11 protein-coding genes are annotated in these 14,087 nt (G+C 64.5%); all 11 read right to left on the reverse strand.

Annotated elements, in window-relative coordinates; all coding sequences use genetic code 11:
* Positions 1-15: 15 nt before the first annotated feature.
* Positions 16-3,822 carry a hydantoinase B/oxoprolinase family protein gene (locus FJ986_RS12300; protein WP_140630451.1) on the reverse strand — a complete coding sequence of 1,269 codons (3,807 nt, stop codon included), beginning with the start codon at positions 3,820-3,822 and terminating at the stop codon, positions 16-18.
* Positions 3,823-4,081: 259 nt separating this feature from the next.
* On the reverse strand, positions 4,082-5,083 hold the full coding sequence (doeB, locus tag FJ986_RS12305; RefSeq protein ID WP_140674406.1) for a N(2)-acetyl-L-2,4-diaminobutanoate deacetylase DoeB: 1,002 nt from the start codon (positions 5,081-5,083) through the stop codon (positions 4,082-4,084).
* 5 nt (positions 5,084-5,088) lie between these two features.
* Positions 5,089-6,267: an ectoine hydrolase DoeA gene (gene doeA / locus FJ986_RS12310; RefSeq protein WP_140499261.1), complete on the reverse strand. Its 1,179-nt coding sequence runs from the start codon at positions 6,265-6,267 to the stop codon at positions 5,089-5,091.
* Positions 6,268-6,405: 138 nt separating this feature from the next.
* Entirely contained in the window at positions 6,406-7,398 is a 993-nt protein-coding gene (gene eutC, locus FJ986_RS12315) for an ectoine utilization protein EutC (protein WP_140674408.1), read from the reverse strand.
* The gene (gene eutB, locus FJ986_RS12320) at positions 7,398-8,384 is read right to left on the reverse strand and encodes a hydroxyectoine utilization dehydratase EutB (protein ID WP_140674409.1); all 987 of its coding nucleotides are present in this window, start codon (positions 8,382-8,384) and stop codon (positions 7,398-7,400) included. The genes eutC and eutB overlap by 1 nt, the downstream gene beginning before the upstream one ends.
* Before the next feature lie 28 nt (positions 8,385-8,412).
* Positions 8,413-9,189: an ectoine utilization protein EutA gene (gene eutA, locus FJ986_RS12325; RefSeq protein ID WP_140521358.1), complete on the reverse strand. Its 777-nt coding sequence runs from the start codon at positions 9,187-9,189 to the stop codon at positions 8,413-8,415.
* Between the two features lie 5 nt (positions 9,190-9,194).
* Positions 9,195-9,854: an ectoine/hydroxyectoine ABC transporter permease subunit EhuD gene (gene ehuD, locus FJ986_RS12330; protein ID WP_140521357.1), complete on the reverse strand. Its 660-nt coding sequence runs from the start codon at positions 9,852-9,854 to the stop codon at positions 9,195-9,197.
* A gap of 16 nt (positions 9,855-9,870) precedes the next feature.
* A complete protein-coding gene (gene ehuC / locus FJ986_RS12335) occupies positions 9,871-10,530 on the reverse strand; it encodes an ectoine/hydroxyectoine ABC transporter permease subunit EhuC (RefSeq protein WP_140499272.1) in 660 nt (219 codons plus the stop codon).
* Positions 10,531-10,738: 208 nt separating this feature from the next.
* Complete coding sequence (gene ehuB / locus FJ986_RS12340) at positions 10,739-11,590, reverse strand: ectoine/hydroxyectoine ABC transporter substrate-binding protein EhuB (protein WP_140499273.1); 852 nt, start codon at positions 11,588-11,590, stop codon at positions 10,739-10,741.
* 93 nt (positions 11,591-11,683) lie between these two features.
* Positions 11,684-12,475 carry an ectoine/hydroxyectoine ABC transporter ATP-binding protein EhuA gene (gene ehuA, locus FJ986_RS12345; RefSeq protein WP_140499274.1) on the reverse strand — a complete coding sequence of 264 codons (792 nt, stop codon included), beginning with the start codon at positions 12,473-12,475 and terminating at the stop codon, positions 11,684-11,686.
* Between the two features lie 203 nt (positions 12,476-12,678).
* On the reverse strand, positions 12,679-14,064 hold the full coding sequence (locus FJ986_RS12350; RefSeq protein WP_140499275.1) for a PLP-dependent aminotransferase family protein: 1,386 nt from the start codon (positions 14,062-14,064) through the stop codon (positions 12,679-12,681).
* Between the last annotated feature and the right edge of the window lie 23 nt (positions 14,065-14,087).

The following is a 14,087-nucleotide window of genomic DNA, read 5'->3' on the forward strand; positions in this document are numbered from 1 at the left end:
GGTTCCGCGATTCTATCAAACGTTGGACGGCCCTGGCTCCGGCCTTCCAAACGCCCCGGGCGTCGGCGTCGTCACGATGACGGCGTCGCCGGCCTGAAGCACCGTCTGGTCGCAGGCTTTCAGCACCTCGACCTTGCCGTCCTTGCGGCGCACCTTGGTCGAGCCGGCCTCGCCATCGCCACCGCCGTCAAGCCCTTGCGGCGGCCGGTTGCGATGCGAGGACAGGATGGCGCATTCCATCTTCTCCAGGAAACGGATGGTGCGCTTCGTGCCGTCGCCGGCATTCCACCTGCCCTTGCCGCCGGAGCCTTCGCGGATGTGGAAATCCTCCAGCATCACCGGAAACCGCAGCTCCAGTATTTCCGGATCGGTAAGGCGCGAATTGGTCATATGGGTGTGAACGCCCGACGTGCCGGCAAAGCCGCGGCCGGAATTCATCTCGCCGGCGGGCGAACCGGAACAGATCGTCTCGTAATACTGGTACTTGCTGTTGCCGAAGGTCAGATTGTTCATGGTGCCTTGCGCATTGGCCATGGCGCCCATGGCGCCGAACAGCGCGTTGGTGACGTGCTGCGAGGTCTCGACGTTGCCCGCGACGACGGCGGCGGGATAAGCGGGTTTCAGCATCGAGCCGTCCGGGATGATGATGTTGATGGGCCTTAGGCAACCGGCATTCATCGGGATCATGTCCTCCACCATGACGCGGAAGGCATAGAGCACCGCGGCCCGGGCGACAGGCTCTGGCGCGTTGAAATTGTTCTTCATCACCGGCGACGTGCCGGTGAAATCGACCGTCGCCTCGCGCTTTTGCCGGTTGACCGATATCTTCACCTTGATCACCTGGCCGGTGTCGGTGGGATATTCATAGGCCGATGTATCCGGCAGCCGCTCGATCACGCGCCGCACGCTTTCGGCCGCATTGTCCTGCACATGGCCCATATAGGCCTCGACGACATCGAGCCCGAAATGCGCCACCATCTTGCGCAGCTCCGCCACGCCCTTTTCGTTGGCAGCGAGTTGCGCCTTGAGATCGGCGATATTCTGGTGCGGATTGCGGGCCGGATAGCGGTGATCGGTGAGCAGCGTCTGCAGCTCATTCTCGCGGAACTTTCCGCGATCGACGATACGGAAATTGTCGAACAGCACGCCTTCCTCGTCGACCGTGGTGGCAAGTGGCGTCATCGAGCCCGGCGCGGTGCCGCCGATGTCTGCGTGGTGGCCGCGCGAGGCCACCCAGAAGAGGATCTTGGGCGATTGGCCAATCTCCCCTCTTGTGGGGGAAATCGGCCGCTCTTCCTCGAAAACCGGCGTGACCACCGTGATATCGGGCAGATGCGTGCCGCCATTATAGGGAGCATTGAGCGCAAAGACGTCGCCGGGATGAATGTCGCCGGAGTTCAGCCGGATGATGGTCTCGACCGAGCGGTCCATCGAGCCCAGATGCACCGGCATATGCGGCGCGTTGGCGACCAGCGCGCCGTTCCGGTCGAAAACGGCGCAGGAGAAATCCAGCCTTTCCTTGATGTTGACGGAATAGGCGGTGTTCTGCAGCGTCACGCCCATCTGCTCGGCGATCGACATGAACAAATTGTTGAACACTTCCAGCATCACCGGATCGGCCTCGGTGCCAAGTGCCGCCTGCCGGCCTTTCTTGCTGGTGCGCCGCATCAGCACGTGGTTCCTGGCCGTGATCTCGGCCTGCCAGCCCGGCTCGACGACGATCGTCTGGTTGGGCTCGATGATCAGTGCGGGGCCAGCGACCCGATCGGACGGCCGCAACGCCTCGCGCCGACAGACGTCGGCTTCGTGCCATTTTCCTTCCGTATAGATCCGCCGGACCTCCTCGGCTCTGGCTTTTGATGGCTGCCCCGCCTGCGCATAGGCTTCGGTATTCTGCTCGCCGCCCGCCTCCGTCCCCTCGACGCTCACAGCTTCGACGATCATCGGCTTGTCCTCATAGACGAAACCGAATTGCGCCTTGTGGGCAGCCTCGAAATCGGCCCTCGCCCGCAACATCGAGCCATGGTCGAAATGCACCGGAAGTGCGGTGTCGGTGCCGTCATAACGGATCTGCAACGCCGGTCTGGCGGTCACCGCGTCCTCGGCGATGCCTTGTGCGGCGAGTTCCGCGACAACGGCGGTTTGCAAGGCCGCGATCAGGCCTTCGATTGCCGGCCTCGATTCTTCCGCGAGCGGTGCAAGCAAGGCCTGCTGGCGTGAGGCAAAGACCGAAGACAGGCCGATGCCGTAGGCCGACAGCAAGCCGGAAAACGGATGGATCAGCACCGCCTCCATGCCGAGTGCGTCGGCGACCAGGCAGGCGTGCTGGCCGCCTGCGCCGCCAAAACAGTTCAGAAGATATTCGGTGACGTCGTAGCCGCGCTGCACCGAGATCTTCTTGATGGCGTTGGCCATGTTTTCCACCGCGATTGTGACGAACCCTTCGGCCACCGCTTCGGCCGAGCGGCCGTCGCCGATTTTAGCGGCGAGCGCGGTGAATTTCTGGCGCACGATCTCCGCGTCGAGCGGCTCGTTCTGGCCGGGGCCGAAGATGGCAGGGAAAAAATCCGGCTGCAGCTTGCCGAGCATGACGTTGGCGTCGGTGACGGCGAGCGGGCCGCCGCGCCTGTAGGCGGCGGGGCCTGGATTGGCGCCGGCGGAGTCCGGGCCGGTGCGAAAGCGGCCTGCTTCGTAGTGCAGGACCGAGCCGCCGCCGGCCGCGACGGTGTGGATGCGCATCATCGGCGCGCGCACGCGCACGCCTGCGACCTCGGTATCGAAGGCGCGCTCATATTCGCCGTCATAATGGGCGACATCGGTGGAGGTGCCGCCCATGTCGAAACCGATCACCTTTTCGAAGCCGGCGAGCCTGGCCGTCTCGACCATGCCGACGACCCCGCCGGCCGGGCCAGACAGCAGCGCATCCTTGCCCTGGAACAGGTCCGCGGCGGTGAGCCCGCCAGAAGACATCATGAACATCAGGCGGGGATTTTCCCTTCCCCTCGAGGGGAGAGTGGCGGCGAAGCCACCGGGCGGCGGATCGACTAGGTTCGACGTCTTGGTCGCACCTTCTGCGGCGATCCCCTCTGCCGGCTTCGCCGACATCTCCCCCTCGAGGGGGGAGAGAACGCCGAGTTCCTGGCCTACTTTTTGCACATATCTCGACAGGATCGGAGACAGATAGGCGTCGACCACGGTGGTGTCGCCGCGGCCGACCAGCTTGATCAGCGGCGACACCTCGTGGCTGACCGAAACCTGGCCGAAACCGAGCTTGCGGCAGACCTTAGCGACGGCCTTTTCGTGATCGGGATATTTCCAGGCGTGCATGAAGACAATGGCGACCGCATCGATGCCGTCCGCCTTTGCCTGTTCGATCGCCGGGCGACAGGCAGCGATGTCGAGCAGCCGTTCGACGCAGCCGTCGGCAAGCACGCGCTCGTTGACCTCGATGACGCGCTCGTAGAGCTGTTCGGGGAGGATGATCTCCTTGGCGAAGATGTCGGGCCGCGCCTGATAGGCGATCCTCAACGCATCGCGAAATCCCTTGGTGATGAGCAAAAGCACGCGGTCGCCCTTGCGCTCCAGCAGCGCGTTGGTGGCGACCGTGGTGCCCATCTTTACGTCGCCTATCAGCCCGGCGGGGATAGGCTCGCCGGGGCGCAGGCCGAGAAGGTCGCGAATGCCCTGGATGGCTGCGTCGGCATAGGCCTCGGGATTTTCGGACAGAAGCTTGCGCGGATGCAGGCCGCCCTCGGGATCACGGCCGATGACATCGGTGAACGTGCCGCCGCGGTCGATCCAGAAATCCCATTTTTGTTGCATTCCGACACCCTCTTTATCGCGAGTATGGCAGCAAAGTCATACTCTTTGATACCCGAGTTCGCGCCGGAACAAGTCGTCGCGCCATCGCCTCTTCGATGACGGTGACTTTGGATGTCTGAGGCCCTGGCAAGGCACGCGCCTCCGCAGCGCGCCGGCCGGAGCCGTGCGCGGCCGGCTGGCTCGCCGGCCGCTATCTGGATCCAGGATGGAAAAATGCGGGATAGGCCCGAACTTGCCTGAAGGCGGGCGGGCCCTTCCGTCAATCGACCAATGCGGCAACCACCGAGACGCAGTCGCCGGCCTTGACCAGGCCGGGGAAATGCCGCGCCGCCAACATGCCCGACATTTTTGCCCGGATCTCCTGGGGAGCGATGCCGGTGCGGCCGGTGGAATGGATGCGTGCCAGCACCGCGCCCTTGTCGACGGGCTCGCCGAGATCGACCATCGTCTCGACCATGCCGTCTTCCTCCGCGAAGGCAAAGCAATCGCCGGACGGCATGTCGAGCCATTGGGTTGGCGTCTTTTCGACCGCACCGGCAACGATGCCGGCATGCCTCAGCACGTTGAGCATGCCGCGCCGGGCGATCCGCACCGTCTCGGCTCTCGACGTGCCTCCACCGCCGAGCTCGGTGGTGACGAACACCTTGCCCATGTCCTCGGCGGCGGTATCGTACATGCCGACGGCATCGATTTCGATCATACGCATCGAGAACGGCGCCGCGAAGGCTTCGACCGCCGCGAAGGCCCTCTGCTCCAGGGCCTTGTTCGGCAGCGTATGGGCGGCGCAGAACGGCACGAAGTCCAGCGTCTTGCCGCCGGAATGGAAGTCGAACACGATATCCGCGCGGGGAAGCAGCTCCCGCTGGAAATAATCGGCGATCTTTTCCGTCACCGTACCGTCTGGCCGGCCTGGAAAGCTGCGGTTCATGTTGCCCTTGTCGATCGGCGAGGTGCGTGTGCCGGCGCGGAAGGCCGGATAGTTCATCGCCGGCACGATGATGACCGTGCCGCTGACCTGGGCGGGATCGAGCGTGCGCGCCAGATCATAGAGCGCCAGCGGCCCTTCATATTCGTCGCCATGATTGCCGCCGGTCAGAAGGGCCGTCGGCCCCTTGCCGTTGCGCAGGACGCAGATCGGGATCATCACCGAGCCCCACGCCGAATCGTCGCGGCTGTAGGGCAGGCGCAGGAAACCGTGCTGTGCGCCGTCGCGATCGAAATCGACCGAGGGCGAGACCGGCGACGGACGAAGGTCGGACATCGGTTTCAATTCTTCACCACCAGCTTGCGCGGCACATTGGCCAGGCACTCGACGCCCGTCTCAGTGATCAGGATGGATTCGGTGATTTCCAGCCCCATCGTCTCCAGCCACAGGCCGGTCATAAAATGGAAGGTCATGCCGGGCTTCAGCTCGGTGCGGTCCCCGGGGCGCAGGCTCATCGTGCGTTCGCCCCAGTCCGGCGGATAGGAAAGGCCGATCGGGTAGCCGGTGCGGTTGTCCTTGACGATGCCATATTTCTTCAACACCGCGAAGAAGGCGTTGGCGATGTCTTCGCACGTGTTGCCGGGCTTGGCTGCCGCGAGCCCCGCGTCCATGCCTTCGAGCGTCGCCTTCTCCGCATCTAGGAATTCCTGTGTCGGCTTGCCGAGGAACACTGTTCGCGACAACGGGCAATGGTACCTGTTGTAGCACCCGGCGATTTCGAAGAACGTGCCCTCGCCCGACTTCATCGGCTTGTCGTCCCAGGTCAGGTGCGGCGCCGAGGCGTCGGCGCCCGACGGCAGCAGCGGCACGATCGCTGGATAGTCGCCGCCGATGCCGTCGACGCCACGCGTGCCGGCATCATAGATCTCGGCGACGAGATCGCATTTGCGCATGCCGACCTCTATCTTGTCGACGATGCGCTGGTGCATCGCCTCGACGATGCGGGCGGCCTTGCGCATATAGTCGATCTCGGTCGGGCTCTTCACAGCGCGCTGCCAGTTGACCAGCGCGGTGGCGTCGACGAAACGGGCATTGGGCAGGTGCTTCTGCAAAGAGGCGAAGGCGGCGGCCGAGAACCAGTAATTGTCCATCTCGACGCCGACGGTCAGCTTGCCCCAGCCGCGATCGGCAAGCACGCTCGACAGGAAATCCATCGGATGGCGCTCGGTCGACTGCACATAGTGATCGGCATAGCCGACGATGTTGTCATGCGCGAGATAGGCGGTGCGCTTGGCGCCGTTGGCGTCCTGACCGCGGCCATACCAGACCGGCTCGCCCGACGGCGGCACGATGACGGCCTGATGCACGTAGAAGGACCAACCGTCATAGCCGGTGAGCCAGGCCATGTTGGAGGGGTCGCTGACAATAAGCAGATCGACGCCTTTCGCCGCCATGGCTTTCCGCGTTTTGGCGAGGCGATCCGCATACTCGCTTCGCGAGAATTTCAAGTTCGGTTGCATTTTGTTGGTCCTCGTTTGTTGGGCCCTGGAACCCGCTTCAACTTCCGTTGAACCTGGCTCCAGGTAATTTTTTGTTTGAGCATGATCTCCTCGGAAAACCGGTTTCCACTTTTCCGGATCATGCTCTTGCGGCCAGCATCAACTTTCAAAAATGGTTCCGGCTTTCGCAACCCGGGCCCGGTCACGGGCTAGCGTGGCGATCGCGGTGTCCTGCACGCCGGTGCCGGTCAGGTCGGCGATGGTGATGTCGTCCGCCGCGCGCCGGCCATGCCGTTCGCCGGCGATGATCTGGCCGAGTTCGGCCACCTCCGCGTCCGCCGCCATCACGCCGGCGGAGATGGCATGGTGCAATTCACCGAGCCGGCGCGTCTGCCTTGCGCTGTCGGCGACATAGAGATCGGCCATGCGCAGGATTGCCGGTGCGATCTCGTTCTTGTGCTCGGCGTCCGAGCCCATGGCGGTGATGTGCTGGCCGGCCGAGACGAAGCCGGCCTTGATCAATGGTTCTGTCGAGGGCGTGGTGGTGACGATGATGTCGGCGCCGGCGGCCGCCTTGGCCGCATCCGGTTCTGCGCGCACCACGATGCCCAGTTTTTCGCTCAAGGCGCCGGCCGCGGCTTGCGCCTTGGCCGCGTCGCGCGCCCAGATGCGAGCTTCTTCGATCGGCCGCACCAGGCGCAGCGCCTCGAGCTGCAATCCGGCCTGCACGCCGGCGCCGAAGATCGCGGCAATGGATGAATCCGGCCGCGACAGATGTTTTGCGGCGACCGCCCCGGCGGCTGCGGTGCGGACGTCGGTGAGATAGCCATTGTCGAGCAGCAACGCCTCGACCAGACCGGTTTTTGCCGACAGCAGCACCATCATGCCGTTGACGCTGGGCAGGCCGAGCTTGGGATTGTCGAAGAAGCCGGGGCTGATCTTAATGGCGAAGCCGTCGATGCCAGGCACATAGGCGGTCTTCACGTCGACCTCGCCGCGATGCTCGGGGATGTCGAGCCGCAGGATCGGCGGCATCGCCACCGGCAGGGTAGCGAGCGCCCGGAAGGCGTTTTCGACGCAGGCGACGGCGTCGAGATCGAGAGCTACGATCTCGCGTAGTTCTTTCTCGGTAAGGATGGTCATCCGGTTCATCAGGCGCGCTCCGCAACTACTTCGCCGCAAACGATCTTTCTGTGCAGGCTCATATCGATATTACGACCGGAAAGCAGAACGACCACCGGTCCGTTTGGCTTCACCTTGCCGGCAAGCAGCGCAGCGATACCGACCGCGCCGGCGCCCTCTACGACCTCGCGCTCCTGTTCATAGGCATGGCGGATGCCGGCGGCGATCTCGTCTTCGGAAAGCAGCACGACGTCGTCGAGCAGGTCTCGGCACATGGAAAAGGTCAGCCGGTTGTCGAGGCCGATGCCGCCGCCGAGCGAATCCGCCAGCGTCGGCAGCTCCTCCACCTGCACCGGGCGCCCCGCATCGAGGCTGGCTTTCATCGCCGCGCCGCGCGCCATCGAGATGCCGACGACCTTTGTGCTCGGCCTGACGCCCTTGACCGCTGCGGCAATCCCGGAGGCCAACCCGCCGCCGGAGAGCTGCACCAGCACCAGAGCGGCGTCAGGAACCTGCTCCATGATCTCCAGCCCGAGCGTGCCCTGCCCGGCGATGATGTCGGGATGGTCGAAGGGTGGCAGCATCACGAGACCCTCTTGCGCCACCAGCCGCTCGACCTCCTGCTGCGCGTCGTCCTGGCTGTCGCCGACAATGCGGATTTCCGCGCCGAGGCAGCGGATGGCATCGAGCTTGTTCCGAGGCACCAGCCGCGACATGCAGACAACCGCGCGCATGCCTTCGAGCCTGGCGGCATGGGCGAGTGCGCGGCCGTGATTGCCGGTCGAAGCCGCGACAACACCGCGTGCCCGCTGCTCGGCATTGAGCGAAGCAATGGCGTTCGAGGCGCCACGCAGCTTAAAGCTGCCCGTGATCTGGCGGTGCTCCAGCTTGAGGTGAACGGGAAGGCCGAGCCGCTCCGACAGGCTCTCGGATGGCACGACCGGTGTCGGCTCGACCTTGCTGGTGATGCGTTGGCGCGCGGCGCGGATGTCTGAAAGGGCGACGGCGTGCGTCATGGGTCGCTCGTGCATGCAGGACATGACCTTACTGTCCAAGCGGCAAGGTCGTCAGCCGCCCGAACTCCGGACGCGGCACATCATCGCCACACAGTCGCAGGCAATTCCACGCGCTCGCCTGGTTGCTGGTGACGACCGGGCGGCCGATAGCCTGTTCCATCGCGGCAACCGCCAGCGCCGAGCGCAGCGCCGTGCAGGACACGAACAACGCCTCGGCCTGCGGGTCAGTCGCCTCGCACGCCAGATCGACGAGGGCTGCCGGCGCAATGCGCGCCATCTCGCGGTCATCCTCGAAGCCGAGACAGGTGAAGCTGGCGATCTCGAAGCCGCGTTCGGCGAAATAGGCCGCCATCGGCCGGCTCGTCTCGACGGTGTAGGGGGTGAGAATACTGATCCTCTTCGCGCCCAGAGCCCTCAGTCCGCGCACGCCCGCCATCGGCGGCGTGACCACGGGCACGCCAGGCTTGGCCGCCTGGATCGCCGCCTCGATCTCGGCATCGCCGATCACCACGGAGGCCGACGTGCAGGAGTAGCAGATGGCATCGAGCGGTTCGTCCGGCAGGATCAGCGCCGCGCCAGCCGTCAGTTCGGGCTGCATCTTGCGCAGATTCTGAGGTGTGGTCGGATTCTTATAGGGGATGCGGGCGACATAGATGCCGATCCTCTCACTCGCCACCATGCGACGGAAGTCCGGCTCGCTGGTGTGGTCGGTGGCCAGGATGATCAGGCCGACGCGCTTTTCCAACGGGCGCACCTCGAGTGCGGGCCTTGTCGGCATCAGCCTGATTTCGGGAAGCGGCTTCATGGGAACTACCTTTCGATCTTGCCGTAGCGATGTTCCAGCCAGCGCAGCAGCATAACCGAGAAAAGGCTGATGATCAGGAAGAAGGCGCCGACCAGCGTCATCGGCTCGACATAGCGGTAATAGGTGTTGGCGACGCTCTTGGCCTGGTTCATCAGCTCCAGCACGGTGATCGCCGACAGCAGCGGCGTCTCCTTGAACATGGCGATGAAATAATTGGCCAGCGCCGGGATCATCGGCGGGATTGCCTGCGGTATGACGATGTGGGTCCAGGTCTGGCGAGCGCTGAGATTGCAGGCTTTGGCCGCCTCCCACTGGCCGCGCGGCACGTTCTCGATGCCGGCGCGATAGACCTCCGCCGTATAGGTGCCGTAGTGCAGCCCAAGACCGATGACGCCGGCCACCAGCGGCGGCAGCAGGATGCCGAAATCGGGCAGCACGTAGAAAATGAAGTAGAGCTGCACCAGCAGCGGCGTGCCGCGGATGAATTCGGCCGCCCAGCCGACCGTGCGCGACATCATCTTGTTCGGCGAGCGGCGGGCCAGTGCGATGCCCAGCCCGACGATTGCCGCCAGCACCGAGCCGAGCACCGTCGCCAGGATGGTGATCTTCACCCCCTCGATCAGCGTCGGCAGGATCTGCCGGACGAAATCCCAGTCCCAATCCATTACAGGGCCCAATCCATCAGACGCGCACTCCGTCGAGGCCGCGCGCCATGCGCCGCTCCAGCGACCGCACGCCCCAGGAGATGACGAGCGCGAGCGCGAAATAGATCACCAGGATGGTGGTGAACGGCATCAGCGTGCTGCCGGTCTGCGAGCGCACCACCTGCGCCTGGAAGGTGAGATCGGCGAGCGAAATCAGGGAGACGACGGATGTCGCCTTGAGCAGTTCGATGGCGTTGTTGCCGAAGGTCGGCAGCATCACAAGAAGCGCCTGCGGCAGGATGACATGGCGCATGCCTTGCCAGCGGCCGAGATTGAGAGCCGTGCAGGCCTCGTATTGCTCGGCGCCGACCGACTGGATGGCACCGCGTACCACTTCCGCCGCATAGGCGCCGACATTGAGGCCCAGCGCCAGCACGCCGGCTTGCAGCGGAGTGAGTTCGACGCCCGCCAAGGGCAACACGAAATAGGCCCAGAACAGCTGTACGAAAATCGATGTGCCGCGGAAGAACTCGATATAAGCGGTGGCGAGCGCCCGCAACGCGAAGAAGCGCGACAGCCGCCCCATGCCGGCCAGGAAGGCCATCACGAGGGCCAGCACCGACCCCATCAGCGTCAGCTCGATGGTGACAAGCGCTCCCTGCAATATCAGGCCGAGATAGCCGGACCATTGGGTCATGTATCAGAGGCTTCCAACGTTTGGTTTTAGCAACTTCTCCTCTCTCACGGGGAGAAGTTGCCGGTTCACCCTCCTTAGCTGCAGCGCAGCTGCCGCGAAGGACGGGCAGGCGGATGAGGCGCGGCTCCAAGCTCGCAAAAACGCGCGCTGCCCCTCATCCGGCCCTTCAGCCACCTTCTCTCCGTGGACGGGGAGAAGGGAAAAGCGCTTATTTCGCCGCGCAGAGCTTGTCGCGCGTCGTCGACATCGCCGCCGCCGCCGAGAAGCCGTAGGGCTCGATGATCTTGGCGAACTCGCCCGACTTCTTCATCTTGGCGAGCTCGACGTCGAAGGCGTCGCGCAGCGCCTCGTCACCCTTCTTGAAAGCGGCGCCGTCGCAATAGACGGGCGCGCCCTGCACGGGTGCTATGACTTCGAGGCTCGGGTCATTGGCCTTCTTCATCAGATCGTTGATCGACAGGACGGGGAGCGAATAGGCGTCGATGCGGCCGTCCTGCACCATCTTCAGCCCGCTCTGGCCGTCGGGCACGACGATGACGCGGTCACGCGGCACGCCGGCGTTGAGCGCGAGCTTCTCCTCGGTGCCGCCGCCGGGCGCGCCGATGGTGGCGGAGGTGTCCTTGGCGACATCCTCGTAGCTCTTGAAGCCCTTCGGATTGCCTTTCTTCACCAGCATCGCCTCGGCGTCGCACAGCACCGGCTCGGAATAGGCAACCGCCGCACAACGCTCCGGCTTCATGAACAGGCCGGCGGTGACGACATCGAAACGGCCGGCCTGCAGGCCGGGGATCATGGCACCATATTCCGAGATCGACGCGGCGACGTCGGCGACGCCCAGCCGCTTGAAGATTTCCCGTGCCACGTCGGGCGCGGCGCCCGAAACCTTGCCGTCGGCGGCGACCGCCGTGTAGGGCGGCTCGTTGGCGATGGCGAGGCGGGCGAAGCCTTGCGCCTTCAGCTGCTCGAGCTTGCTGTCGTCGGCCGATCCGATGTTCGAGGCCGCGAGCACCGCGGTCAGCGCAAGACCGGCGACGCCGGCCAGAATGCCAAGTTTTTTCATTGTTCCCAACTCCATGTTTGTGTTCTTGGTTGCAGTCATTTCAGGACGGCAATACCGCCCTTGCGGACGGTGTCGCCGCCTCTGGCATGGCGGTCAGACGCGATGTCCGGCCGCGATGATCTTCTTCAGGAAACCTTGCGTGCGCTCCTGTTTGGGATGGCGGAAAATCTCATCGGGTTTGCCCTCCTCGACGATGCGGCCGCGGTCGAAGAACAGCACCCGGTCGGCGAAGTCGTGGGCAAAGCCCATTTCATGGGTGACGAGCAGCATCGTCATGTCGGTTTCGGCCGCGAGCTTGCGCATGACGTTGAGCACCTCCTCGACCAGTTCGGGATCGAGCGCCGAGGTGACCTCGTCGAACAGCATGATCCGGGGCGACAGCGCCAGCGCGCGGGCAATCGCGACGCGCTGCTTCTGGCCGCCCGAAAGCTGTGCCGGCATGGCCTTGGCCTTGTCGGCCATGCCGACCATGTCGAGCAATTCCATCGCCCGCTTCTCGGCGGCAGCGCGCGGCGTGCCCTTGGTCAGCATCGGCGCCAGCGTGACATTGTCGATGACGCATTTGTGCGGGAACAGATTGAACAGCTGGAAGACCATGCCGATCTTCTGGCGCATCCTGGCCAGATGCCGCTCGTCGGCGGCCAGCAGCTGGCCGTTTCGCTCCATGTGATAGAGATGCTCGCCGTCGATCTGGATGTGGCCGCCATCGATGCGCTCCAGCGTCATCAGGATGCGCAGGATCGTCGTCTTGCCCGAGCCGGACGGGCCGATCAGCGCCAGCTTCTCGCCGGGCATGACCTGCATGGACAGGCCGTCCAGCACCTTGAAAGTGCCGAAGCTTTTCGAAATGCCATCGACCTTGATGATAGGCGCGGATGCGGACAAACGAATTTCCCGTGCTGGAGAAGCCTATGCCCTTAACGATGCGGAACCCGCCAAATCATGTCAATTGGGAAAATAATATCATGACAATTATTCTGATCCCGCACAATTCTTGGGCATTCAGTGCCCAGCAATGTGCCGAGATCGAAATCAAGCACCGGGGACACCTTTGGCGGTCGGCATCGTCTGGATAGCGGCACATCTCGCTAGATTGCGAGCAGCAGATGCTCGGGGTCGCCAAGCAGCAGCTTGGTGACAACGCCGAGGCCGGCGCGCAGTTCCCCTTCGGTGGTCGAGCCCAGCGAGATGCGCACCGCCGGTTGCCAGGGCGCTTGCGAGATGCGGAAGGAAGCGCCGGGCGCGATCGCCACGCCTTGCAGGCGCGCCTGGGCGACGAAGCTCTCCTCGGCACGGTCGGCCGGCAACTGCAACCAGACATGCAGTCCGTCGCGCCGGGTGCGATAGTCGACGCCGGCCAGCACCTCGGCGACGATGTCCTGGCGTCGCCGCAATGCTGTGCGTTGCCAGCGCACCAGTTCCATCGCGGTGCCGTCGGTCACCCATTTGGTGGCGATTTCCGCCACCAGCGGCGTCGCCATCCAGTTGGAAACCAGATGCCGGTTGGCGACCGCGGCGACATAGCGGTCGGGTGCGGCGAGATAGCCGATGCGCAGGCCCGGCACCACGATCTTGGTGAAGGACGTGACATAGAGCGTGCGTTCAGGCGCGAAGGCGGCGACCGGCGGCGGCCGGTCCTCGACCAGCGGCCCCAACACATCGTTCTCGATGATGGCTATGTCGTGCCTGCGCGCAACCGCCGCAATCTGCTCGCGCCGCGCCGCATCCATCAGCGTCGCCGTCGGGTTGATCACCGAAGGCTGCACGAACACGGCGCGGATGTCGGAGATCCGGCAGGCCTCGTCCAGCGCTTCCGGGATAAGGCCATTGCCGTCTATCGGCAGGCCTTCGAGGTTGAAGCCGAGATAGCGGGCGAGCGGCACCAGCGTATGGTGGCCGATCGCCTCGGTGGCGACGGTCGAGCCGGGCGGCGCCACGCTCATCAGCGCCACCGTCATGCCGGCGGTAGCGCCATTGGTCAGGCTGATATTCTGCGGCGACGCATCGAGACCGCACAGTTTCAGCCACTCGACCGCCACGGCGCGGTGACGGGGAAACACCATGTTGGGCCGGAACGACAGCGCCGAGCTCGACGGCAGGTTGTCGGCCAGCCAGCCCAGAGCCTGCTTCAGCCGCTCCAGATGCATCGGCTCGCAGACCGGCTTCAGGATCGAAAGATCGATCACTTCGCCCAGCCGCTCCGGCAGATAGGGCGGCTCCGGCTCGCGCCGCTGCGTCTGGACGAAGCTGCCGCGGCCGATCTCGCCCGAGATCAGGCCGCGGCGAATCAGTTCCTCATAGGCGCGACTGACCGTCTGCACCGATAGTTTCAACTCGTCGGCCAGCCGGCGATGCGTCGGCAGCCGCGCGCCGTTGGCGAGCCGCCCATCATGAATGGCGCGTGCGAACTGGTCGGCCAGCGACTGGTAGGCGGGCCGCCGGATGAGCGCGGGATCAGGTTGCCATAATGTCATGACTTATTAGAGATCGAAATCAG

The organism is Mesorhizobium sp. B1-1-1, from assembly GCF_006442955.1.
GTDB lineage: Bacteria > Pseudomonadota > Alphaproteobacteria > Rhizobiales > Rhizobiaceae > Mesorhizobium.

Excerpts from the sequence above, each read along its gene's own strand:
- FJ986_RS12300 (WP_140630451.1), bottom strand. The coding sequence starts at position 3,822 with ATGCAACAAAAATGGGATTTCTGGATCGACCGCGGCGGCACGTTCACC.
- doeB (WP_140674406.1), bottom strand. The coding sequence starts at position 5,083 with ATGTCCGACCTTCGTCCGTCGCCGGTCTCGCCCTCGGTCGATTTCGAT.
- doeA (WP_140499261.1), bottom strand. The coding sequence starts at position 6,267 with ATGCAACCGAACTTGAAATTCTCGCGAAGCGAGTATGCGGATCGCCTC.
- eutC (WP_140674408.1), bottom strand. The coding sequence starts at position 7,398 with ATGAACCGGATGACCATCCTTACCGAGAAAGAACTACGCGAGATCGTA.
- eutB (WP_140674409.1), bottom strand. The coding sequence starts at position 8,384 with ATGACGCACGCCGTCGCCCTTTCAGACATCCGCGCCGCGCGCCAACGC.
- eutA (WP_140521358.1), bottom strand. The coding sequence starts at position 9,189 with ATGAAGCCGCTTCCCGAAATCAGGCTGATGCCGACAAGGCCCGCACTC.
- ehuD (WP_140521357.1), bottom strand. The coding sequence starts at position 9,854 with ATGGATTGGGACTGGGATTTCGTCCGGCAGATCCTGCCGACGCTGATC.
- ehuC (WP_140499272.1), bottom strand. The coding sequence starts at position 10,530 with ATGACCCAATGGTCCGGCTATCTCGGCCTGATATTGCAGGGAGCGCTT.
- ehuB (WP_140499273.1), bottom strand. The coding sequence starts at position 11,590 with ATGAAAAAACTTGGCATTCTGGCCGGCGTCGCCGGTCTTGCGCTGACC.
- FJ986_RS12350 (WP_140499275.1), bottom strand. The coding sequence starts at position 14,064 with ATGACATTATGGCAACCTGATCCCGCGCTCATCCGGCGGCCCGCCTAC.